Source organism: Costertonia aggregata (assembly GCF_013402795.1).
GTDB classification, from domain to species: Bacteria; Bacteroidota; Bacteroidia; order Flavobacteriales; family Flavobacteriaceae; genus Costertonia; species Costertonia aggregata.
Map to the genome: position 1 here is coordinate 36,350 of NZ_CP058595.1, position 22,035 is coordinate 58,384.

Annotated in this window: 22 protein-coding genes; 11 read left to right on the forward strand and 11 right to left on the reverse strand. The window is 38.6% G+C overall.

The genetic code is table 11. The annotated features are described in order from the left end of the window. Positions 1-36 precede the first annotated feature (36 nt). The 3 genes from HYG79_RS00170 to HYG79_RS00180 all read left to right on the forward strand — a co-directional run bounded on the left by HYG79_RS00170 (position 37) and on the right by HYG79_RS00180 (position 3,677). Positions 37-585 (forward strand): SixA phosphatase family protein, encoded by a 549-nt coding sequence (locus HYG79_RS00170; protein ID WP_179240166.1) that lies wholly within the window; start codon positions 37-39, stop codon positions 583-585. 71 nt (positions 586-656) lie between these two features. Then, positions 657-1,121 carry an SsrA-binding protein SmpB gene (gene smpB, locus HYG79_RS00175; RefSeq protein WP_179240167.1) on the forward strand — a complete coding sequence of 155 codons (465 nt, stop codon included), beginning with the start codon at positions 657-659 and terminating at the stop codon, positions 1,119-1,121. An 84-nt stretch (positions 1,122-1,205) separates the two neighbouring features. Then, positions 1,206-3,677, forward strand: coding sequence for a DUF5686 and carboxypeptidase regulatory-like domain-containing protein (locus HYG79_RS00180; protein WP_179240168.1), 2,472 nt, complete (start codon positions 1,206-1,208; stop codon positions 3,675-3,677). On the opposite strand, the gene HYG79_RS00185 is transcribed toward HYG79_RS00180, so the two are convergent. Continuing rightward, positions 3,674-4,315 carry a protein-L-isoaspartate(D-aspartate) O-methyltransferase gene (locus HYG79_RS00185; RefSeq protein ID WP_179240169.1) on the reverse strand — a complete coding sequence of 214 codons (642 nt, stop codon included), beginning with the start codon at positions 4,313-4,315 and terminating at the stop codon, positions 3,674-3,676. The genes HYG79_RS00180 and HYG79_RS00185 overlap by 4 nt on opposite strands. A 162-nt stretch (positions 4,316-4,477) precedes the next feature. Between HYG79_RS00185 and HYG79_RS00190 the strand changes: the two genes are divergently transcribed. From HYG79_RS00190 to HYG79_RS00225, 8 genes are all read left to right on the forward strand, one after another. Beyond that, positions 4,478-5,437, forward strand: coding sequence for a Gfo/Idh/MocA family protein (locus HYG79_RS00190; RefSeq protein WP_179240170.1), 960 nt, complete (start codon positions 4,478-4,480; stop codon positions 5,435-5,437). 77 nt (positions 5,438-5,514) lie between these two features. After that, entirely contained in the window at positions 5,515-6,402 is an 888-nt protein-coding gene (locus HYG79_RS00195) for a 3-hydroxyacyl-CoA dehydrogenase family protein (RefSeq protein ID WP_179240171.1), read from the forward strand. Positions 6,403-6,408: 6 nt separating this feature from the next. Further along, positions 6,409-7,644 (forward strand): DUF1015 domain-containing protein, encoded by a 1,236-nt coding sequence (locus HYG79_RS00200; RefSeq protein ID WP_179240172.1) that lies wholly within the window; start codon positions 6,409-6,411, stop codon positions 7,642-7,644. 9 nt (positions 7,645-7,653) lie between these two features. Beyond that, on the forward strand, positions 7,654-8,313 hold the full coding sequence (locus HYG79_RS00205; RefSeq protein WP_179243447.1) for a YggS family pyridoxal phosphate-dependent enzyme: 660 nt from the start codon (positions 7,654-7,656) through the stop codon (positions 8,311-8,313). Positions 8,314-8,335: 22 nt separating this feature from the next. After that, the gene (locus HYG79_RS00210; RefSeq protein ID WP_179240173.1) at positions 8,336-9,697 is read left to right on the forward strand and encodes an exonuclease domain-containing protein; all 1,362 of its coding nucleotides are present in this window, start codon (positions 8,336-8,338) and stop codon (positions 9,695-9,697) included. Positions 9,698-9,706: 9 nt separating this feature from the next. Continuing rightward, on the forward strand, positions 9,707-10,552 hold the full coding sequence (locus tag HYG79_RS00215) for an ion transporter (protein ID WP_179240174.1): 846 nt from the start codon (positions 9,707-9,709) through the stop codon (positions 10,550-10,552). Continuing rightward, positions 10,552-11,472 carry a tRNA (adenosine(37)-N6)-dimethylallyltransferase MiaA gene (gene miaA / locus HYG79_RS00220; RefSeq protein WP_179240175.1) on the forward strand — a complete coding sequence of 307 codons (921 nt, stop codon included), beginning with the start codon at positions 10,552-10,554 and terminating at the stop codon, positions 11,470-11,472. Before HYG79_RS00215 ends, miaA begins: the two co-directional genes overlap by 1 nt. Then, entirely contained in the window at positions 11,469-11,954 is a 486-nt protein-coding gene (locus tag HYG79_RS00225) for a gluconokinase (protein ID WP_179240176.1), read from the forward strand. Before miaA ends, HYG79_RS00225 begins: the two co-directional genes overlap by 4 nt. A gap of 49 nt (positions 11,955-12,003) precedes the next feature. Here HYG79_RS00225 and HYG79_RS00230 read toward each other — a convergent pair whose 3' ends face one another. The 10 genes from HYG79_RS00230 to HYG79_RS00275 all read right to left on the reverse strand — a co-directional run bounded on the left by HYG79_RS00230 (position 12,004) and on the right by HYG79_RS00275 (position 22,024). After that, positions 12,004-12,711, reverse strand: coding sequence for a response regulator transcription factor (locus HYG79_RS00230; protein ID WP_179240177.1), 708 nt, complete (start codon positions 12,709-12,711; stop codon positions 12,004-12,006). A gap of 4 nt (positions 12,712-12,715) precedes the next feature. After that, on the reverse strand, positions 12,716-14,296 hold the full coding sequence (locus HYG79_RS00235; protein ID WP_179240178.1) for a sensor histidine kinase: 1,581 nt from the start codon (positions 14,294-14,296) through the stop codon (positions 12,716-12,718). Between the two features lie 82 nt (positions 14,297-14,378). After that, positions 14,379-14,963, reverse strand: coding sequence for a dephospho-CoA kinase (coaE, locus tag HYG79_RS00240; RefSeq protein WP_179240179.1), 585 nt, complete (start codon positions 14,961-14,963; stop codon positions 14,379-14,381). Then, complete coding sequence (locus tag HYG79_RS00245) at positions 14,960-15,877, reverse strand: CdaR family protein (protein ID WP_179240180.1); 918 nt, start codon at positions 15,875-15,877, stop codon at positions 14,960-14,962. Before HYG79_RS00245 ends, coaE begins: the two co-directional genes overlap by 4 nt. 35 nt (positions 15,878-15,912) lie before the next feature. Next, the gene (locus tag HYG79_RS00250; protein WP_179240181.1) at positions 15,913-16,926 is read right to left on the reverse strand and encodes a glycosyltransferase; all 1,014 of its coding nucleotides are present in this window, start codon (positions 16,924-16,926) and stop codon (positions 15,913-15,915) included. A gap of 61 nt (positions 16,927-16,987) precedes the next feature. Further along, positions 16,988-17,800 carry an enoyl-ACP reductase FabI gene (locus tag HYG79_RS00255; protein ID WP_179240182.1) on the reverse strand — a complete coding sequence of 271 codons (813 nt, stop codon included), beginning with the start codon at positions 17,798-17,800 and terminating at the stop codon, positions 16,988-16,990. Positions 17,801-17,896: 96 nt separating this feature from the next. Beyond that, entirely contained in the window at positions 17,897-19,549 is a 1,653-nt protein-coding gene (recN, locus tag HYG79_RS00260) for a DNA repair protein RecN (RefSeq protein ID WP_179240183.1), read from the reverse strand. 57 nt (positions 19,550-19,606) lie between these two features. Beyond that, entirely contained in the window at positions 19,607-20,497 is an 891-nt protein-coding gene (porD, locus tag HYG79_RS00265; protein ID WP_179240184.1) for a type IX secretion system protein PorD, read from the reverse strand. Further along, entirely contained in the window at positions 20,490-21,695 is a 1,206-nt protein-coding gene (coaBC, locus tag HYG79_RS00270; RefSeq protein WP_179240185.1) for a bifunctional phosphopantothenoylcysteine decarboxylase/phosphopantothenate--cysteine ligase CoaBC, read from the reverse strand. Before coaBC ends, porD begins: the two co-directional genes overlap by 8 nt. Positions 21,696-21,697: 2 nt before the next feature. Beyond that, positions 21,698-22,024, reverse strand: a complete 327-nt coding sequence (locus HYG79_RS00275) for a DNA-directed RNA polymerase subunit omega (RefSeq protein ID WP_179240186.1) — start codon at positions 22,022-22,024, stop codon at positions 21,698-21,700. Between the last annotated feature and the right edge of the window lie 11 nt (positions 22,025-22,035).

Genomic DNA, 22,035 nt, shown 5'->3' on the forward strand with positions numbered 1-22,035 from the left:
TATAGCAATGTCATGTTTAATCCAAACCATAAGAAAATGAAAGCGTTACAGTATTTTTTTATAGGCCTCTTTTTTTTGGGCTTGAACAGCTGTAAGGAAGATGAAAAAATTCCAGCACCTGTAGAGGAAACAGTATCTACCTTTTATTTGATCAGACATGCCGAAAAAGATAGAAGCGACCCAGAAAACGCAGACCCCGAACTTACCCAAAAAGGTTTGGGAAGAGCCATGCACTGGGCCGAAATTTTAGATGACGTAGTACTTGACGCCATATACTCAACGGATTATGAAAGAACGTCGATGACGGCAGCGCCAACATCGGTAAAAAAAGATATTGATGTCACCTATTATACTCCAGCACAGATTGATATTGAAGAATTCAAAAAAACACATGCGGGCCAAAACGTCTTGATCGTAGGGCATAGTAACACCACTCCGGATTTTGTAAATAAATTGCTTGGAGAAGAAAAATATTCCCCGATGGAAGATGACGATAACGGGAGTTTGTTTATTGTGCAACTTGTAGGTGATAAAGCCTTTGACACAAGGCTTCGTTTTAATTGTAACTGTATCCAAAATCCATAAAAAGGAGCCAAACCCTTATTATCCGAAGGTGTTCTTGAACAAATCTATTTTTTGTTCCTATTTTTGCAGCAATGGTTCAGCAAAATATCAATATAAAAAACAAAAGGGCTAGGTTTGATTATGAACTTTTGGGTAAGTATACCGCAGGTATCGTTTTATCCGGAACCGAAATAAAATCCATTCGCCAAAGCAAGGCATCCATCTCGGAAAGTTTCTGCGAATTCAACTACCGCGGCGAGCTTTTTATCATAAACATGCAAATTGACGAATATTCCCATGGTAGCCATTACAATCATAAACCAAAGGCGGAACGTAAATTGCTATTGAACAAAAGAGAACTCAAAAAACTGGAGAAAGAAGTTAAAAATTCCGGTTTGACCATAATCCCTTTAAATCTTTTTTTAAACGATAGAGGACTGGCAAAACTCAATATAGCTTTGGCAAAGGGTAAAAAACTATATGACAAAAGAGATACGATAAAAGATAGGGACAATAAGCGAAATTTGGACCGTATTAAAAAGAGTTTCAATAATTGAGCGGTTTTTTTGACCATCATCATACAATGAACAAAACCGGTATTTACAATATCGTATCATTGGTAAACGTAACCGACCACACATATGGATAAGACCAAATACCTGTTTGCATTTCTTTCCCTTTTTTCATTTCAACTGGTTAAAGCTCAAATACAAGGCGAAGTTACCGATGTTAACGGTAAACCCCTCTCTTTTGTAAACATTTACCTAGAAGGCAGTACAACGGGCACTACTTCAAACGATGATGGGTTTTATAAATTGAATGTTGACGAAGTAGGTACTTTTACCATCGTTTTTAAATATTTAGGCTATACAACCCAAAAAAAGACCTTGGATATAAAAGCTTTTCCCACGCTTTTGAACATTGTATTGGAAGAAGAAACCGTAACGTTGGATGCCGTAGACGTCAATGCATCTGAAAATCCGGCCAATAGCATAATACGTAATGCCATCGCCAAAAGAAAACAATATCTAAAAAAAATTGAAGCCTACACGGCCGATTTTTATTCAAAGGGATTAATAAAGATAAAGGAAGCTCCCGAAAAAATATTGGGTCAAGATTTAGGCGATTTTGGAGGCGGGTTGGACTCAACCCGATCTGGAATTATCTATCTATCCGAAACCATATCCAAAATAGCCAAGAATAAAAAGGAGTACAAAGAAACCATCGTAGCATCCAAAGTAAGCGGCGATGACAATGGCTTTAGTTTTAACAATGCTTCAGATGTTGATTTTTCTTATTACAAAAACACGATAGCGCTGGGCAACCAATTGATCTCGCCTATAGCCGATAACGCATTTAGTTATTACAGATATAAATTGTTGGGTACTTTTTATGACGACAATAAAAATCTCATCAACCAAATACAGGTCATCCCCAAAAGAGCAAAAGACAAAGTCTTTACGGGAACCATCTACATCGTAGAAGATCAATGGGCCATTTACGCGACGGACCTATCGGTTACGGGAGAACAGGCACAGTTATTGGCCGTTGATTCATTATTTATAAAACAAAGCTTTAATTACTCAACTACCGATAGTATTTGGGTAAAAGTCTTGCAAAGTATCGATTTTCAATATGGTTTCTTTGGAATAAAAGGCGACGGTAGGTTTACGGCCGGTTACAAAAATTATAGTTTTGAACCCAACTTTGATAAAAAAACCTTTGGTAATGCTGTTGTAAGCTTTGAAAAGGAAGCCAATAAAAAAGACAGTGTTTTTTGGAACGGGGTACGGCCCGTACCATTGACTTTGGAAGAAAATATTGACTATACCGTGAAAGATAGTGTACAGGTTATCCGAAAATCACAAAAATATCTTGATTCGGTCGATAGGAAAGAAAATAAATTCAAATTAAGCTCATTATTGTTTGGGTATACTTATTCCAACACGTTCAAAAAACGTTTTTATACCTTGGAGAGCCCGTTAGGGAAAACTTGGTTCAATACTGTACAAGGTTGGCATAGCGGTATTGGTCTCGACTATTTGACCTATGACGAAGAAAAAGGGACCAGGTTCAATATCAACGGTAGTTTTGATTATGGTTTTTCCGACCATGTATTTAGGCCTTTGGGCGAAATATCCTATCGCTTTAACAACTTTTCCAGGCCCTATTTACAAGTAAGAGGTGGCAACGAACTACTTCAGTTCAATAACAACAATCCCATAACCACATTTGGGAACACCATAGCATCACTTTTTTTTGAGAACAATTTCGCCAAATTTTATAGCAAGACCTTTGCCAGTATATTTTATTCCGAAGAGATTACCAATGGTATCTATTTATTTTCCGATATTGCATATGAGGACCGTAAGCCCGTTTTTAATACGACAGATTATGTGATTTTTGGAGACAATGACGACCCATATCTTTCCAACAACCCTTTAGATCCTCTAGATTTTACGAATGCCGCCATTGACGAACACACCATTTTCAAGTTCAATCTCAACGCAAGAATTCGTTTTGGTCAAAAATATTTGGACTATCCCGATGGCAAGTTCAATCTGTTCAGTAACAAATACCCAGTTTTGTTTTTAGGATATGAAAAGGGATTTGCCGCTAATAACCCGGCTTATAATTACGATCAATTAAAAATCAGGGTAACTCAAAACCTCACTTTTGCGGATAAAGGAGAGTTTAGCTATAACCTAAGGGCTGGGACTTTTTTGAATGCCGATGATATCTCGTTTGTAGATTATCAACATTTTAACGGGAACGGTACCAGGATCACGTGGGGAGACAGGTATATGAACTCTTTTCTTTTATTGCCCTATTACAATTTCAGTACAAACAAAAATTATATAGAGGCCCATACGGAGTACAATTTCAAAGGATTTATCATGGGAAAGATACCGTTGTTGAACAAGCTGAATTCTAACCTTTTACTGACTGGTAAGTTATTATCTACAAGCAACAATCAACCTTATTCCGAGTTTGGTATTGGTCTGGGAAATCTAGGCTGGAAAAAATTCAGGTTTTTTAGAATAGGTTATGCCCAAAACCATTTTAACGGCGAAGTGTTCAAAAGTTATAATCTAGGATTACAGTTTAATTAATTCTTGTTTTCCAATAAAGGAACAAAACGAAAAGAGCCAAATTCCTCTTTTTCAAATGCTTTATCGGATTTTCTGATAAAAAGAGTCATCGTCTGCTCCTCTACACCAACCGGGATAACGAGCCTACCCCCTACTTTTAATTGGGACAATAAAGGTTTTGGTACTTCAGGGGCACCGGCGGTAACGATAATACCGTCAAAGGGAGCTTCATCTGGCAGGCCTTTATAACCATCGCCAAAAATTATTTTTTTAGGTCTATACCCCATTTTTTTGAAAAAAAGACTGGTTTTTTTGAACAGTTCCAGTTGGCGTTCTACGGTATATACTTTTGCCCCGCATTTTAACAGAACGGCAGTTTGATAACCGCTACCTGTACCAATTTCCAAAACTTTAGTATTGGCCCCAAGTGCCAAAAGTTCTGTCTGAAAGGCTACGGTATACGGCTGTGAAATAGTTTGTTCAGCGCCTATGGGAAAGGCTTTATCTTGATATGCATGAGCCTCAAAACTACTGTCCAAAAATAAATGCCTCGGCACCGCACGAATGGCATCAAGTACTTTTTTATGGGTTATGCCCTTGGTCACGAGCAGATTGGCCAATTGGTTACGCATACCCTTGTGTTTGAATGTATCGTTCAATATTTTGGTTTTTGGTTACTTCAAAGTTAGGAAAGTCAACAAGAAGTTAAAAACACAAAACAGCACTATTGAAAACTATTTTTTCTTGAGGCATAACATATAAACGCATAAACTTCAATACTCGACAAACTATCCTTATTTTTGATACAAACTGAAAAAATTATGCTTAAAGTAGGTGTTTTGGGAGCAGGACATTTGGGGAAAATCCACCTTCGTTTACTTAACGAGTCACTCAAATATGAACTGATCGGTTTTTATGATGCCGATGAGATCAACGGTAAGGATGTTGCGGCGGAATTTGGGTATACGTATTATGATAACATCAATGACTTGATTCATGCTGCCGATGTAGTCGATATAGTTACCCCTACCCTTTCCCATTTTGATTGTGCACAAAAGGCCATGAAAAAGGGAAAACATATCTTCATTGAAAAACCCATCACGAACACCCTCGAAGAAGCCGAAGAATTATTGATTCTGGAAAAGGAGTACAACGTTAAGGGGCAAGTGGGCCATGTAGAACGTTTTAATCCTGCTTTTACGGCCGTAAAGAATCAGATAGATAATCCCATGTTTATTGAAACGCATAGGTTGGCCGAATTCAACCCAAGGGGTACCGATGTTCCCGTAGTGCTGGATTTGATGATACACGACATAGATGCCATTTTGAGCGTAGTAAATTCTGATGTGAAACAAATAAATGCCAGTGGCGTTTCGGTAATCAGCAAATCTCCGGACATCGCCAATGCCCGAATCGAATTCGTGAACGGATGTGTCGCAAATTTGACCGCTAGCAGAATATCCTTGAAAAACATGCGCAAATCCAGATTTTTTCAACAGGATGCTTACATATCGGTAGATTTTTTGGAGAAAAAGGTAGAGGTTGTAAAAATGAAAGATGCGCCCACCGATCCAGGAGAATTTGACATGGTCTTACAAAATGCGGAAGGAGAAAAAAAACAGATCTATTTCGAAAACCCTAAAATTGAGGCCAATAATGCCATTTTAGATGAATTGGAAACCTTTGCAGACGCCATACAAAATGACACAGAACCGGTTGTTTCCTTAAAACAGGGAACACAAGCATTGCGTATTGCACTGCAGATCATAGATTCATTTTGAGCAGTGGGCAAAGCATATAACAACCTCGGTTATCAAGTAAAATCATCACATATTTTTCATAAATAATTTTTTGAACAATGAAACATATTGCAGTAATAGGTGCGGGAACTATGGGAAACGGCATCGCACACGTTTTTGCCCAAAAAGGGTATAACGTACGTTTGATCGATATTTCAGAAGCATCTTTGAAAAAAGGCATGGCCACCATTGGTAAAAATTTGGATAGGATGGTCGCCAAAGAAAAAATATCGGAAACAGACAAATCCAATACTTTGTCGCATATTTCATCCTTTACCCAGTTGGAAAAAGGGGTGGCCGATGTTGATTTGGTGGTCGAAGCTGCGACCGAAAATATTGCCCTAAAGCTTGAAATATTCAAGCAGTTAGACGATGTTTGTGCGGAAAACACGATTCTTGCCACAAACACATCGTCCATTTCAATCACACAAATAGCGGCAGTTACCCAAAGACCCAAAAAGGTTATCGGGATGCACTTTATGAACCCGGTACCCATCATGCAATTGGTAGAGATCATACGCGGTTACAGTACTTCGAATGAAGTTACGGCAACCATAATGCAAGTATCCCGAGATTTGGGTAAAACCCCTACGGAAGTAAACGATTACCCTGGGTTTGTGGCCAATCGCATATTAATGCCTATGCTGAATGAAGCTATCGAAACGCTATACCATGGTGTCGCAGGTGTTGTAGAAATCGATACGGTAATGAAATTGGGAATGGGGCACCCTATGGGGCCATTGCAATTGGCCGATTTCATTGGTTTGGATGTTTGCCTATCTATTCTAAACGTAATGTATGACGGTTTCAAAAACCCAAAATATTCACCATGCCCGCTACTCGTAAATATGGTAATGGCAGGAAAACTGGGTGTAAAATCCGGCGAGGGGTTCTACGACTACGCAACATCCAGAAAAGCGGAGGTTGTCTCCAAACAATTTGTGTAGCTGGCTATGGCTATCATTAAACCGTTCAAAGCCATAAGGCCGGCAAAGGATAAGGTCGCATTTGTAGCCTCCCGTTCATACGAGGAATATTCAAAAAAAGAATTAAAAGCGGAATTAAGCTATAACCCGTTTTCCTTTTTACACATTATAAATCCTGGGTTTAAGTTTGACAAACATGTTTCAGGACAAGAGCGCTTTACGTTGGTACACAATCGCTATATGGAATTTTTGGAGGAAAACGTATTAATGAAAGATGTCGCGGATAGCTTTTATCTTTATAAAATTGAAAAGGACGATTTTTCCTGTTATGGCTTATTTTGTGCAACAAGCGTATCCGACTATAAAAACAATACCATAAAAAAACACGAAGATACCATACACCGTAGAGAGTTGATATTTTCAAATTATTTGGAGACCGTAAAGTTCAATGCAGAACCGGTTTTGATGACGTACACCGATAATGATACCATTTCCCAAATATTAAATGCAGAAACCCATAAAATACCTGAATATCATTTTACCACAAAAGATAAGATAACCCATAGCCTATGGTGTATATCGGAAAAGGATATCGTTACCAGATTACAAGAACAATTCAATGCTATCGATACACTGTACATAGCAGACGGTCATCATAGAAGTGCCTCCTCTGTATTATTTGCGGAAACATCGCAGAAAAAAAACCGGAAACATACGGGTAAAGAACCTTATAATTTTTTTATGAGCTACCTTATTCCAGAATCACAAATACAGATATTTGAATTTAACCGAATGGTCAAAGACCTAAATGGACTCACCAAAGAAGAACTATTGATAAAGCTAGATGCTTGTTTCAGGATTGAAAACAAAGGAGACATCTTGTACAAACCAACCAAGAAACACCATTTCAGTATGTATTTGGACGGTGAGTTTTACTCACTGTACTTACGAAGACAAGTATGGCATTTCACCAATGCATTGAGTAAGTTGGATACGCAAATACTGTACAAAACCATATTGGAGCCCATACTGGGTATAAAAGATCTGCGAAACGATCGCCGTATACATTACGGCTATGGTAAACATAATGTGATAAAAATGAAGGATGAAATAGATGAGGGCAATTTTGCCATTGGTTTTAGTCTTGTTCCCATTACTGTTTCAGAAATCAAGGCAATTGCCGATGCCGGTTTGGTAATGCCGCCAAAGAGTACATACATAGAGCCTAAACTTAGAAGTGGTTTGGCCATTTATGAATTATAATTAATGGAAATGTCAATACAGAACAATATACAAACCCTAAAAAAATCTTTACCGGACCATGTTACCCTAGTGGCGGTATCAAAAACCAAACCGATAGCAGATCTTAGAAAAGCGTATGATGCTGGTCAATTGATTTTCGGCGAGAACAAAATTCAGGAAATGACCCAAAAATGGGAAGAAATGCCCAAAGAAATCCAATGGCACATGATAGGACATGTACAGCGTAATAAGGTCAAGTACATGGCCGAATATGTTGACCTAATCCATGGGGTAGATTCTTTAAAACTGTTAAAGGAAATTGACAAACAGGCCAAAAAACACGATAGGGTAATCAACTGTTTATTACAGATACATATCGCCGAGGAGGATACTAAATTTGGCTTGGATGAAAAAGAAGTGTTCGCATTGATACACTCCGAAGAATTTCATCAGCTTAAAAATATAAAGATAACGGGGTTGATGGGCATGGCAACATTTACCGATGACAAAACGCAAGTGAGAAGAGAGTTTAAAAACTTAAAATCATTATTTGACCAAACCAAAGGAACCCTAAAAGATATTTCGGTCTTATCAATGGGAATGAGCGGGGACTATAAAATCGCCATTGAGGAAGGTAGTACTATGGTACGTATTGGAAGTAGTATCTTTGGGGCTCGCAACTTCGATTAACTTTTAAAACCAATCGTATATTTTGTACACCATACTGGATATAGAGACCACAGGAGGAAAATATAATGAGGAAGGAATAACGGAAATCGCCATTCATAAGTTTGATGGTCACGATGTGGTAGACAAATTTATTAGCCTTGTCAATCCTGAAAAAGAGATTCAACCTTTTGTGGTAAAACTAACGGGTATCAACAATAAAATGTTGCGAACAGCCCCTAAGTTCCACGAAGTGGCCAAACGTATTGTAGAGATAACCCATGATACCGTTTTGGTGGCACATAACGCACAATTTGATTATAGAATCCTTAGAACGGAATTCAGGCGATTGGGCTATAATTTTGAACGCAAGACCTTATGCACGGTAGATTTGTCGAAAAAATTGATTCCCGAAGCCGAATCCCACAGTCTGGGCAAATTGGTGCGCTCCCTTGGGATTCCTGTAAGTGATCGTCACAGGGCCAATGGGGATGCATTGGCTACGTTACAGTTATTTAAATTATTGCTTTCCAAAGATTCCGACAAATGCATTGTCAAAGAGGTCATCCGCAAAGAGACCCATGGCGAACTATCGGAGAGACAGTTGGATATTGTAGAATCCCTACCTTCTGAAACAGGGTTATATTATATGCACAACAAGGATGGAGAAATCATTTTTTTGGGAAAAAGCACTAATCTTAAGAAAAGGGTAAACCAGCACTTTACCAAAGCGGGACATCGTGCAAGAACGATTCAAAAAGAAACAAAAAAAGTTACTTTTGAGAAAACCGGTAGTGAATTGGTCGCGATTTTAAAAGAAAACGAGGAACTGCTTAGAAACAAACCAAAATTTAATCCCAATAATTACAAAAGACTTTTTTCTTATGGCATCTATGAAACAACAAACGAAAAAGGTTATGTGGTGCTAAAGGCACGGAAAATAAAGGGGCATGAAAAGAGTCTTATGACTTTCAACAGCTTAGTAGCCGCAGAAAACTTCATACATAAAATAGTAGAGGAATTTAACCTTTGCGGTAAACTCAACGACACCCCGCAGGCAAAAAGACAGTGTTCGCGGTACGGCTCGGGCAAGTGTTACGGGGCATGTATCGATAAAGAAGATGTTGAAACCTACAACGAAAGGGCAAAAGCATCGATACAAAAGCATAGTATAACAAACAAGAACGTTATTTTGGTGGACAAGGGTAGGGAAATTGGAGAATATAGTGCCATTCTAGTCAAAAATGGAAATTTTCAAGGATTGGGGTTTTACAATCTGAATCATCAAATCAATAATATTCATATCTTGGAATCTATAATAACCCCAATGATAGGTAATGCCAATACCACACATATTATAGAAACCTATCTTAGGAAAAACCGTATAATTAAGGTCTTGGAACTATAATCATACAAATTGGAAAAGAACAATATCAAAAAAGGTTGGAAAAACAGGGTTCATGAAATTATTTATGAAGCTGATACACCTTTGGGCAAATGGTTCGATATTGTCCTGTTCATCCTCATAATCATAAGCGTAATACTGGTAATGCTCGAAAGTGTGGACGAAATCGATACAAAGTACCACAAACAGCTTTTGGTAATGGAATGGATAGTGACCATATTTTTCACCATAGAATATATCGCTAGGGTAATAAGCATACACAAGCCTTTTAAATATATATTTAGTTTTTATGGTATAGTGGATTTTCTCTCGACCATACCACTCTATATCTCCTATATTTTTGCAGGTTCACAGGTATTATTGGCCGTGAGGGCCTTTAGGCTATTGCGTATTTTCAGGATTTTAAAGCTGGTGAAGTTTCTGGGCGAGGCATCGCAATTAAAACAGGCGCTCAAGGCCAGTAGGGCGAAAATAGCCGTTTTTATTTATGTGGTCTTGATTTTATCGGTTATCATGGGAACAATTATGTATCTAATTGAAGATGATGATGCTGGGTTTACCAGTATTCCCAGAAGTATATATTGGACCATAGTAACATTAACTACGGTAGGTTATGGTGATATCGCCCCGCAGACCAATTTAGGCCAATTTATAGCTACTGCCATAATGATATTGGGCTACGGTATCATAGCTGTTCCTACAGGTATTGTAACCGTGGAATTTTCGAAGCAGGGAAAATCCAACGTAAAAGATGGTAAGAGCGTTGTGCATACCAGTACACAGGCCTGCCCTTCGTGCTCGGCCGAAGGACATCGGGACAATGCCAAGCATTGTTATAAATGCGGAAGTGAACTGTAATGAAAAAAATACTCATTTCCGTTGTCGGCCCTACGGCCATTGGCAAGACCAAAACAGCGATTTTTTTGGCCAATTATTTTAAGACAGTAATTATATCGGCCGATTCCCGTCAATTCTATAAAGAAATGAGAATAGGCACGGCCGTACCTACAAAATCGGAGCTTGAAGCAGCTCAGCATCATTTTATCCAGCATAAAAGTATACATGACAACTACTCGGTAGGCGATTTTGAAAAAGACGCATTGGTTCTTTTAGATGTACTTTTTAAAGAACACGATGTCGTTATAATGGTGGGTGGCAGTGGACTATACGTGAATGCCGTAACAAAGGGGCTCGACGCTTTCCCCAAGGTCGACAAAGGGATTAGGGATAATCTTAATTCAGAATTACGTACCAAAGGTATTCAGGTATTGCAGCACAGACTAAAAAAACTAGATAGCGAATATTACAATACAATCGATGAGGATAATCCGCACAGGTTGATAAGAGCGCTGGAGATATGTATGGGTACAGGTCTCCCCTATTCTTCTTTTTTGAACAAACCTAAACCTTCAAGACTTTTTCAGGTACTAACGGTAGGATTGACCGCAGAAAGAGCAATAGTCTACGAACGAATCAACCAAAGGGTAGATGCTATGATGACCCAAGGTCTTTTGCAGGAAGCAAAGTCACTTTATGGTCAAAAAGATTTAAACGCCCTACAGACCGTGGGCTACAAAGAGCTTTTTAATTATATTGACGGATCTTGGGAATTGGATTTTGCCATTTCTGAAATTAAAAAAAATACGAGGCGTTTCGCCAAACGGCAATTTACTTGGTTCAAAAAAAATGAAGATACCGTTTGGATAGACCATGCCGTTGAAAAAACGGATATCCTAGATGAAATCAGTTCCAAAATTCAAGAACTAAAGAACATATGAGTTCCAAAAAGTCTGTTTTTTTTGTTATGGGGGTTTCCGGTTCGGGTAAGAGTACCGTAGGTAGGTTATTAGCCAAGGTATTGAACTGTCCGTTTTTTGATGGGGACGATTATCATCCCGAAGCCAATATAAAAAAGATGTCAGCAGGAAATCCTTTAAATGACGATGATAGAAAAACCTGGTTGAACTCGTTAAATCTGCTAGCAAAACAACATCAAAAAAAGGGAGCGGTAATTGCCTGTTCCGCATTAAAACAGTCCTACAGGCATGTACTGTCCCGTTCGCTCAATGATTCGGCAAAATTTGTATACTTAAAAGGCTCTTATAAAGAAATATCGAACCGACTTTCCCAAAGAAATGGGCATTTTATGCCCGCGGCTCTGCTACAATCACAATTTGACACCTTGGAGGAGCCCGAAGATGCCATAACGGTTTCTATACGATATTCGCCAAAAGAAATTGTTCAAAAGATTTTGAAATAAAAAACCACCCCGGATCGAGTGGTTTTTTTATTACTTGAATGGTAAGCGATTAATCTGATTTAACGACCAATCTAAAACCTTCACCGTGAATGTTCAATATTTCTACGGTATCGTCTACTTTTAGATATTTACGTAGTTTGGCGATATACACATCCATACTTCTTGAAGTGAAATAATTATCGTCGCGCCATATTTTGGTCAATGCCAGTTCTCTCGGCATCAGATCATTTTCGTGCAAAGCCAATAGTCTTAGCAATTCGTTTTCTTTTGGGGACAATTTTATCGCTTCCTCGTCTTTATATTTCAAAAATCTAAGTTTCGAATTCAAATGAAAATTACCGATCTTGAATTCAAATTGTTTACTGTCTGCAAGCGTGTTGGATGATTTTCTTTGGAGCAAAGCCTTAAGCTTCATCAAAAGCACTTCCGAATCAAAAGGTTTGTTCAGATAATCGTCCGCACCTGCTTTATATCCTTTTAGGACATCTTCTTTCATGGTTTTGGCAGTCAAGAAAACTATAGGAACTTCTTCATTTTTTTCCCGTATTTCCTTCGCCAATGTGAATCCGTCCTTATAGGGCATCATTACATCAAGGATACAAACATCAAAATTGTCTTTCTTGAACTTTTCAAAGCCTTCCATACCATTCTTGGCAAGAGTAACATCAAAATCGTTCATAGACAGATAGTCCTTTAACACAATTCCAAAATTTGGGTCGTCCTCGACTAAAAGTATCTTTTTATTAACTGTTTCCATAATTTTAAATTAAAGGTAGTTTCACATAGAAAGTGCTTCCTTTTCCTTTTTCACTTTCCGCATAAACCTCACCTTGGTGATCATCTATTATTTTCTTTACGTAAGACAGGCCTAAACCGTGTCCTTTTACGTTATGTAGGTCCCCTGTATGTTCTCTATAAAACTTTTCAAAAACTTTTTTCAAGACCGCTTTGCTCATACCTGCACCTTGGTCCTGTATTTTTATGATGATATAATTTTTTGCTATCTCAGTATATACATCAATTTTAGGTGCTTCAGGGGAATATTTTACCGCATTGTCCAATATATTTACCAATACATTGGTAAAATGCATATCGTTTGCCAAAACATCTGAACGTTGTGCATCTAGGTGGGTATTTACATAACCGCCCCTATCTGCAACTATTAGTTCTACATGTGTTACCGCATCGGTTATTATGTCGTGGGCATCTACCCTATCCTTACTGATATCCAGCTGGTTTTTCTCCAGTTTTGATATCCTTAAAACGTTTTCCACTTGGGCATGCATACGCTTATTCTCATCACGTATCATTCGTAAATAGCGAAAAACTTTATCCTTATCCTCTATTATTCTTGGATTTTTTATGGCTTCTACCGCCAAATTAATGGTCGCAATAGGTGTTTTGAATTCGTGCGTCATATTGTTGATAAAATCTGATTTGATCTCGGAAATCTGTTTTTGCTTTATCAACTGATAAATGGCACTGGAATAGGCAATGACAATTATCAAAGTGAACATAAGCGACAATATGGCCATACCCAAAATAGACTGCCACAAAAATTTCTTTTTCTTGGGAAAAGAAATCAAGAGCGAAAAATTACTTCTTCCCTCACTATCCGAAAAAATAGGCGACTTATAAAGTGTGGTATTGGCAAACCTGAATTTATCCGATTTTATTTTGGTAGGTAAACCTTTACTGTAAATACCATACTCGTAATCTATATCAATCCCTTTTTCTTTAAGTTCCCTATCCAAACGCAATTCAATCTCTTGTGTCGACACTCTTTTATGAATGGGTACTTTCTTGGCAAACTCTCTGTACACGTCATTATATGCAGCTTTTTCTACAGAAGTTAGCCCCCCTATTTTTTCAAGTTTTTGTATCGGCGTTAGCTTATATCCTTTACCATCAAGTCCAAAATCTTCTTTATACGTTGTTTTGGTACGTTTACTTATAAAATTTTTAATTGTCGTAGTGTCACTATCACTACCATTGTCAAAGAACGTAGACGCTATATTGTAATCCTCTTCCAAAATACCGTGGGAATACGCCAATATCTCGTTGGTGTTAATATCCCGGTCAATAAAAAAAATACTGCTGGCATGGGAAGATTTTACTTCCCCAACACTATCTTTAAGACTTATGAACCTATTGGAGTAATCCCTCATTTCCCTATCTTCAATTTTCTCGATAACCCTGTCCAGAACTTCGGACACTGTATTGGAAAATTGATTTTCCTTATCATCAAACGATTGTTTGATCCAATAGCCTTGAACAAAAATTATTCCTATTAGGGATAAACTCATTAAGATAACCAGAAGAAGGAATAGTTTCTTGTTCATCTATTCGTAAAATTAGAAATTAAACATCTATAGGAATGTGTGTTTAACCAAACCTTAACAAAAATGTTAAAATTCCGTACCCCTAGCAATAGTCAAGGAGAGCGTTATGTATGGCCTTTACTTTTTGATGGGTTTCCGCTAAATTGGAGTTCTCTATGACATAATCTGCCATCTGAATTTTTTTTGAATCGGGCCATTGATTTTTTATTCGTGCCACAACATTTTCTATGGGCACATTGTCCCTTTTCATAACTCTTTGAATTCTAGATTCTTGAGGTGCTGTCACTAAAATTATCCTGTCATAAAAATCGTGAGTACCGTTCTCAAAAATTATGGCAGCTTCTTGAACAACATACGGGGCTTTTTGTTTTGCCGACCAAGCCTTAAAGTGCTTTCTTACAGCAGGATGTACAATTTTGTTTAACTTTTTCAACATTTCCCTATCCTTGAAAACTATGTCGGAAATTAAGGTTTTGTTTAACTTTTCGTCTTTAAATGCCTCAACACCAAAAAGCGAAATGAGCTCTTTCTTAATTTTTTTGGAAGAACGCATCAATTTTTTCGCCTCTTTATCAGATACATAAACGGGTACATTCAGCTTTTTGAACATTTTGGCCACGGTACTCTTTCCGCTACCAATACCACCGGTAAGTCCTACTGTTATCATTGGCGTTTCAATATATATTCTACCTCTACATCCAAGGGTCTGGCACTATGCAATCCTTTAGGGCTTTTGACCAAGTTGACCCTAAGGAGTTTGTTGGAATGGTCGTTGATCGAATTATAATCGACTACCAATTTAAAATCAGAAGTCTCCAGCTTTTTTAACTGCTCTATCTTGGCCTTGCACAATATTGATATCACATTGGGAAACGTTCGCAATTCCACATCTTTTGGAAGGTTGATGACCGTAACGGGAACATCTATCACCTTTTCGGAAAAACGTACCACTTTACCTGTGACCTTAACTTTTTGCTCCGATAGTTTTACAAATTTTAATCCGTTCGATTTTGAAAGCGCCATTTTTTCAGAAAAACTCGAAGTTACATCGGTCAGAAGCTTTTTTTCGGTACGTATGTTGCTTATGGTATCAATATCTTCTTTTAGCCCCGTAATCGTTACACTATCGGGAGTTACCCTCAACGAGTTTTCCAGCATGAAATTCTGTGCCAGATCAACCATTAACCTTGGTACAACAGGCACCTTTTTTTTGTAAAGTCTCTTGAACTTAAAAAAGAGCGTATCACTGTCCATTTCAATGAGTTCCATGGTGTTGGACAATTGCCGCTCAATCTGTTTTCTATATTCCTGTTGCGGAACAAAGTAGGTGAAACCTTTGGTTTTTACCTTATCCAAATCAATACGTATTTTCTTATTCTTAAAATTGAAGCCCAAAAACTGAAAACCGCTGGCCCTTAATTTGACATCTACCATTTCTTTAGGGGTATTTACCAATAGTAAAGTATCTGGTGCGTTTATGTAGGATAAATCAAAGGTTGCTGAACTTGTATATGATTCAGACAATTTACTAACAAACCATGCCGCACCGGAACACAACAAAAAAAGTAGAAAAATTTTCACTTTCCTACGGTCAAGTCTTTTTTTAATGCGGTTTATCACACTGTTTTTGTTTTAAAAAATAGTTTTGGAAAAATTTCTTTGGGCTGCTTATGGCTAAAGTTAACCAAGAAAGCTGATTTTAAAAAACCGTATCCATACCCATAAAACTGGATCATTACCGCCACCAAGGATAAGAACGCAATGACCAAACTTTTATTCTTGAAAAGCGAATCGAAAAAGAGAAGCACAAAATAAATAGCGTAACCCAAGAGAGGCCAAATTATACCAAAAAACACCAATACTGTCGAAACCAAAAATCCAAAACAAAATAAAGTAGGAAACCAATAAGTAAACTTGGCGGTCGTAGGGTGCCACTTATTCAATATTGGGCGTACCATACCGAACTTATGTACCTGAATGAAAAATTTATTCCAATCAATACGGCGTTTATGGTACACAAAGGCATTCGACAACAACTTGGTACGAAAACCTTTGTTCCACATACGAATCGTAAGATCTGGATCCTCACCGGGGTGAATATTACCGTACCCTCCGGTAGCAGTGAATGCTTTTTTGGAAATTCCCATATTAAAACTACGTGGCTGAAATTTATCCACGCTTTTTTTGCTCCCCCGAATACCTCCGGTCGTCCAAAATGAGGTCATGGCATAATTAATGGCCTTTTGTACCGCACTGAATGAAGTATGGGCCGCATCCGGGCCGCCGTAGCAATCCACATAATCCGTAGAAAGCGATCTTGAAACGGTCTCCAAATAATGGGGTGGTAGAATACAATCGGAATCCAACACGATAAAATAATTCCCTTTAGCCCGGCGCATACCGTAATTTCTGGAATCTCCAGGGCCAGAATTTTCCTTTTCCAAATAGGTAACGTTCAATGTATTGGAAAAGCCTTCAACTACCCCTTTAGCACTTTTCGTAGACCCATCCTCGATTATTACAACTTCGTAAGGCTTTGTATACGTTTGTTCCGTTAGACTTTCAAGAAGCTCCTTAATCTCCTCGGGCCTATTGAATACCGGAATGATAAATGAAAAATATAAATCCATTACAGCCATATACAAAAAAAGCCATCCTACACATCGGATGGCTTTCTTATGTTATTCATTTTTATTTCGAAAACTCATCGATAACTTCTTGGCTAACGCCAACATTGCTGAACCCGCCATCATGGAAGAGGTTTTGCATGGTCACTTTTTTTGTCAAATCCGAAAACAAGGAAACCGTATAATCGGCACAGTCCTGAGCACTTGCATTGCCCAAAGGCGACATTTTTTCGGCATAGCTGATAAAGCCATCAAACCCTTTTACACCTTGACCCGCAGTGGTCGGCGTAGGTGACTGGGAAATGGTATTGACGCGTACTTTTTTCTCTTTTCCAAAAAAGTATCCAAAGCTCCTCGCAACAGATTCCAGATATGCCTTATTGTCGGCCATATCGTTATAATCCGGAAAAGTGCGTTGCGCCGCCATGTAGGTAAGGGCGACTATACTGCCCCATTCGTTCATGGCATCGGCTTTATATAAACTCTGCATAACTTTATGGAATGACAGTGCAGATACGTCCCAACCCTTGGTCGTGAAATCATATTTTTCATCGGTATAGGCTCGCCCTTTGCGAACATTTACCGACATTCCGATGGAATGGAGTACAAAATCCAGTTTGCCTCCGAGCATCTCTGTTGATTTTGCTACCAAATTATTCAAATCTTCCTCACTGGTGGCATCGGCAGGAACTATTTCAGAACCGGTTTTTTTGGCCAATTCGTTTATTTGCCCCATTCGCATGGCAATAGGTGCATTGGTCAAAACAAAAGTTCCGCCTTCGGCGTGTACCCTTTCAGCCGTTTTCCAAGCGATGGAATTCTCGTCCAACGCTCCAAAAATAATTCCCCTTTTTCCTTTTAGTAGATTGTATGCCATGTGTTTTTGGTTTCTATAGTTAAATTGATTTCAAAGATATTAAAATAAGTTGGCAGTGTTTTATAGATGTTCATTATCCATTGGTACAACCCGTCACTAGTTCAAAAGTTCCTTTGCGTGGGCCATAGCAGAATCTGACAATGACTTTCCTCCCAACATTTCGGCCAGTTCAACTATTCTTTCATTCTTAGATAGTTGTTTCATCTTAGTATGTGTACTCTCGCCATCATCTTCTTTATATACCTTATAATGGTTGTCCCCTTTTGAGGCTACTTGTGGCAAATGTGTAATCGAGAAAACCTGCATAGTACGGCTCATTTGATGCATAATCTCTCCCATTTGGTTGGAGATTTCGCCCGAAACACCAGTATCGATCTCATCAAACATCATCGTGGGCAATTGCTCATATTTAGTAAGTATAGATTTAATGGTCAACATAATACGGGATAACTCGCCACCGGAAGCCACTTTTTTAAGCTCACCGTAACTTCCCCCTTTATTGGCCGAAAACAAAAACACCAAATCATCGGTACCGCTGCTCTTGAATTCCGATACTTTTTCCAAAGCTATCTTGAATGTAGCATTGGGCATGCCCAACATAGAAAGTTTCTCTGCCAATTGCTTTTGTAAAACAGGAATTACTTTAGCACGATTTGTGTGCAAAGTGCTGGCCGTAGTAGTAAGCTCTTTTTCCAGTGTTTTGATCTCTGCTTCTTTTTTTGTGATTTGCGATGTTATATTTTCGCTGGCATCGACTTTTTGGGCCAGTTCTTCTTTGATCTTAAGCAAATCTTCGATACTCTGTACAGCATGTTTTTTCTGCAAATCGTACAATAGCTGCAATTTTCCGTTGACTTCTTCCAAAAGATTGGGATCCGCCTCTAGGGTACTTTCCAAGGATTGCAGTTCGTCGGCAATATCGTCGATTTCCAAAAAAACCGACTGAATTCTTTCGTTCAAGCTATTATAGCTATTACCATAAGTCGATAGCCTATTGGAAACCACTTTCAATTCGGTCAAAAGATTCACGATCCCGATTTGTTCGTCGTTTAAAAGCTGATGTCCTTTGGAAAGTTGTTCCATAATGGTTTCTACATTGGACAACTGCTCGTAGTGTTCTTCCAACTCTTCTAGAACCCCTGCTTTTAATGGGGCAGATTCCAGTTCTTTCAATAAAAAACTGTTATAATCAAGCTCTTTTAATGAGTTTTGTTGAAATTGCTCCATTTCTTCCAGTTCACCATGGGCTTTTCTATAGATTTTGAGAATAGATCGATACTCTTTCAATACTGGTGTATTGTTCGCCAATGCATCGATAACCTTGAGCTGAAAGTCGTTGTCGGTCAATTGAAGTGTTTGGTGTTGCGAATGCACATCTATAAGCCTGTTTCCCAATTTTGACAAAATGCCCAAGGTAATCGGGGTATCGTTTATAAATGCCCTTGATTTTCCACTGGGCAGAATCTCCCTGCGAATTATGGTCTTTGGTTCATAATCCAAATCATTATCGGAAAAAAAGGATTTCAGGTGGTATTCCTCTATCGAAAATTCAGCCTCGATGATACACTTTTCATCGGTATTTCGTAAAGCGGATAAGTCGGCCCGTTTGCCCAAAACCAATGACAGGCCGCCCAACAAAATGGATTTTCCCGCTCCGGTCTCACCGGTAATAATGGTAAAGCCTTGGCCAAAAGAAACATTCAATTGGTCAATTAAGGCATAATTTTTTATAGAAAGGTTCGTTAGCAATAGTCAAATAATTATTGCCGTAAAGATAATTGATCTAACAAGGGAAAAAAATGGACATCAATATTTTATTGCGCTCCATTCACTGGCATAAAACGGGGCTACCTTGTTCAAGGTTTCTTTAAGCTTGACAATATCGACCTTGGGACCATCTGAGAAAATGTTCTGTATTTCTTCGGACTTGGCGTCAAAAAAAGTCTGTATCAAAAAAGCGTTCGGTCGCCTACTGATCAAGGTTTCAAACAATTTTAGGGAACCGGCGATTATCTGCTTTCCCGTACTATTATTATCGGCCATAATATCCATACCCTTTCTGTGATAGTTGTACATGGCAATCCTGTATTCCCTAAAAGTGTTGGACAATAGATTGTCTACCAAAATAAAACGTGTACGGTTATCGGTAGCTGAATTCCAGTCTCCAAAACCGGAGCCTTGTGCCTGGCCTACGATATCCTGGGCTTTTTTATAAAAATCGGTGCCACCTTCCAAAGCAAACGTATCGGCATCTAGCCCCAACATTAAATAAACGTAATATGAAATGACACCTACCAAATTAGAATCAAATCGGTTTTCATTATATATCAGTGGTTGAAATTCAATATACTCAAAATTGAATTTATCATCTTTATAATTGAAAATAGGTGTCTCGTATGATGTGTTGAATACCGGTCTAGAGGATTGTAACTGTATACTGGCTTCAAATCTATTGGAATCAAACTTGGTTACCGTAATGAACATTCGCGCATTTATACGCTCGTTTTCCTTATAAATTTTATTGGTCCATTTGGTTTTGTTCACAAAATCGTTAAGTGAACGCTCCAATGTTTTAAAAATCTGCTGATTGGTTTGGCTCACTTGATCTGCGTTTACGGTAACGGTACAATTAAGTTCCTGTGACGTTACGGATAATGTAAAAACAAAAAATAATGTAAAAAAAAACGCTCTACGCATTTGTGTGTGCTATGATTTCATTCCAAATATCCAAAGCAACATCGGCCTTGCTCTTTAGTTCAAACGTTTTAATATCAAGATTCTTATCTATGAACGCTATTTTATTCGTAGCTGTGCCAAAACCGGCACCGTAATCGTTCAGTGAGTTTAAAACAATCGCATCCAAGTTTTTTCTTTGGAGCTTACCCTTGGCATTTTCAACTTCGTTTTCGGTTTCCAAGGCAAAGCCCACTAAATATTGCCGTTGTTTTTTTTCGCCCAAAGAAAATAGAATGTCCTTATTTTTCACCAGGGTAATAGCCAGCTCATCGTCTTTCTTCTTAATTTTCTCATCAGCTATGGTCTTAGGCCTGTAATCGGCAACAGCTGCGGCACATATGGCAAAATCAACCGATTCATAGCTTTTGTGTGCAGCTTTGTACATTTCGTCAGCAGAGGTAACCCGCTCGATCGTAACAGAACTATGAGTTAATTCCAAATGGGAAGGACCGGAAACAAGCAATACTTCGGCTCCTAGATCAGCTGCCCTTTTGGCCAGTTCAAAACCCATTTTCCCGGAAGAATGGTTGCCAATAAAGCGCACTGGGTCAATAGCTTCATAGGTAGGCCCGGCCGTTATCAAAACCTTCTTCCCAAAAAGTGGAAGCCCTTTCGAAAAATGGTCTTGTAAAAATGTGACAATATCCTCGGGTTCGGCCATGCGGCCTTCGCCATGCAACCCACTGGCCAACTCACCAGAGGTGGCAGGAATCATAATGTTACCAAAGGACTGTAATTTGTCAAAAGACGCTAGGGAAGACGGGTGCTTATACATGTCTAAGTCCATCGCTGGAGCAAAGAAAACCGTACACTTTGCGGATAGATAAGTGGCCAACAGGAGATTATCGCAGGTACCGTTGGCCATTTTTGACAGTGTGTTGGCCGTTGCCGGTGCTATAACCATTACATCGGCCCAAAGCCCCAATTCTACATGATTGTTCCAATCCAAAGAATTTTCATCCTGACTCACAAAAGATGTCAATACCGGATTCTTGGAAAGTGTTGCAAGGGTCAGCGGTGAGACAAAAGAGCCGGCACTATCTGTTAAAATAACCTTAACATGGGCACCAGCCTTAATCAACAAGCGAACCAAAAAAGTAGTTTTGTAAGCAGCTATACCTCCCGTTATACCTAGAAGGATATTTTTACCGCTCAACATGACTATGCGTCCTTTTCTGTATTCCTGTAGTATATTTTATCCTCTAACCATTCGATAACGGCCATGGCGTGGGGTTTTGGCAACTTTTCGTAAAACTTGGAAACTTCAATTTGTTCCTTGTTTTCAAAAACTTCCTCTAAACTGTCACTGTAGGTGGCAAATTCCTCTAACTTTTCCAAGAGCTCTTTCTTAATCTCAGAATTGATTTGTATCGCTCTTTTTGCTGTAATCGAAATTGCCTCGTAAATGTTGTCGGTCTTAACGTCGAACTCATTTTTATTAATGGTAACGGTAGATACCGGAGCTTTGGAATTTTTTAAATCGTTCATATGCTTGTATA

What these genes read in the sequence shown, in the direction of transcription:
- HYG79_RS00200 (WP_179240172.1), top strand. Translation starts at nt 6,409, where the DNA reads ATGGCTATCATTAAACCGTTCAAAGCCATAAGGCCGGCAAAGGATAAG.
- HYG79_RS00170 (WP_179240166.1), top strand. Translation starts at nt 37, where the DNA reads ATGAAAGCGTTACAGTATTTTTTTATAGGCCTCTTTTTTTTGGGCTTG.
- coaBC (WP_179240185.1), bottom strand. Translation starts at nt 21,695, where the DNA reads ATGTTGAGCGGTAAAAATATCCTTCTAGGTATAACGGGAGGTATAGCT.
- smpB (WP_179240167.1), top strand. Translation starts at nt 657, where the DNA reads ATGGTTCAGCAAAATATCAATATAAAAAACAAAAGGGCTAGGTTTGAT.
- miaA (WP_179240175.1), top strand. Translation starts at nt 10,552, where the DNA reads ATGAAAAAAATACTCATTTCCGTTGTCGGCCCTACGGCCATTGGCAAG.
- HYG79_RS00205 (WP_179243447.1), top strand. Translation starts at nt 7,654, where the DNA reads ATGTCAATACAGAACAATATACAAACCCTAAAAAAATCTTTACCGGAC.
- HYG79_RS00180 (WP_179240168.1), top strand. Translation starts at nt 1,206, where the DNA reads ATGGATAAGACCAAATACCTGTTTGCATTTCTTTCCCTTTTTTCATTT.
- HYG79_RS00190 (WP_179240170.1), top strand. Translation starts at nt 4,478, where the DNA reads ATGCTTAAAGTAGGTGTTTTGGGAGCAGGACATTTGGGGAAAATCCAC.
- HYG79_RS00235 (WP_179240178.1), bottom strand. Translation starts at nt 14,296, where the DNA reads ATGAACAAGAAACTATTCCTTCTTCTGGTTATCTTAATGAGTTTATCC.
- coaE (WP_179240179.1), bottom strand. Translation starts at nt 14,963, where the DNA reads ATGATAACAGTAGGACTTACCGGTGGTATTGGTAGCGGAAAGAGTACC.
- HYG79_RS00255 (WP_179240182.1), bottom strand. Translation starts at nt 17,800, where the DNA reads ATGGCATACAATCTACTAAAAGGAAAAAGGGGAATTATTTTTGGAGCG.
- HYG79_RS00225 (WP_179240176.1), top strand. Translation starts at nt 11,469, where the DNA reads ATGAGTTCCAAAAAGTCTGTTTTTTTTGTTATGGGGGTTTCCGGTTCG.
- HYG79_RS00195 (WP_179240171.1), top strand. Translation starts at nt 5,515, where the DNA reads ATGAAACATATTGCAGTAATAGGTGCGGGAACTATGGGAAACGGCATC.
- HYG79_RS00250 (WP_179240181.1), bottom strand. Translation starts at nt 16,926, where the DNA reads ATGGATTTATATTTTTCATTTATCATTCCGGTATTCAATAGGCCCGAG.
- HYG79_RS00275 (WP_179240186.1), bottom strand. Translation starts at nt 22,024, where the DNA reads ATGAACGATTTAAAAAATTCCAAAGCTCCGGTATCTACCGTTACCATT.
- HYG79_RS00230 (WP_179240177.1), bottom strand. Translation starts at nt 12,711, where the DNA reads ATGGAAACAGTTAATAAAAAGATACTTTTAGTCGAGGACGACCCAAAT.
- porD (WP_179240184.1), bottom strand. Translation starts at nt 20,497, where the DNA reads ATGCGTAGAGCGTTTTTTTTTACATTATTTTTTGTTTTTACATTATCC.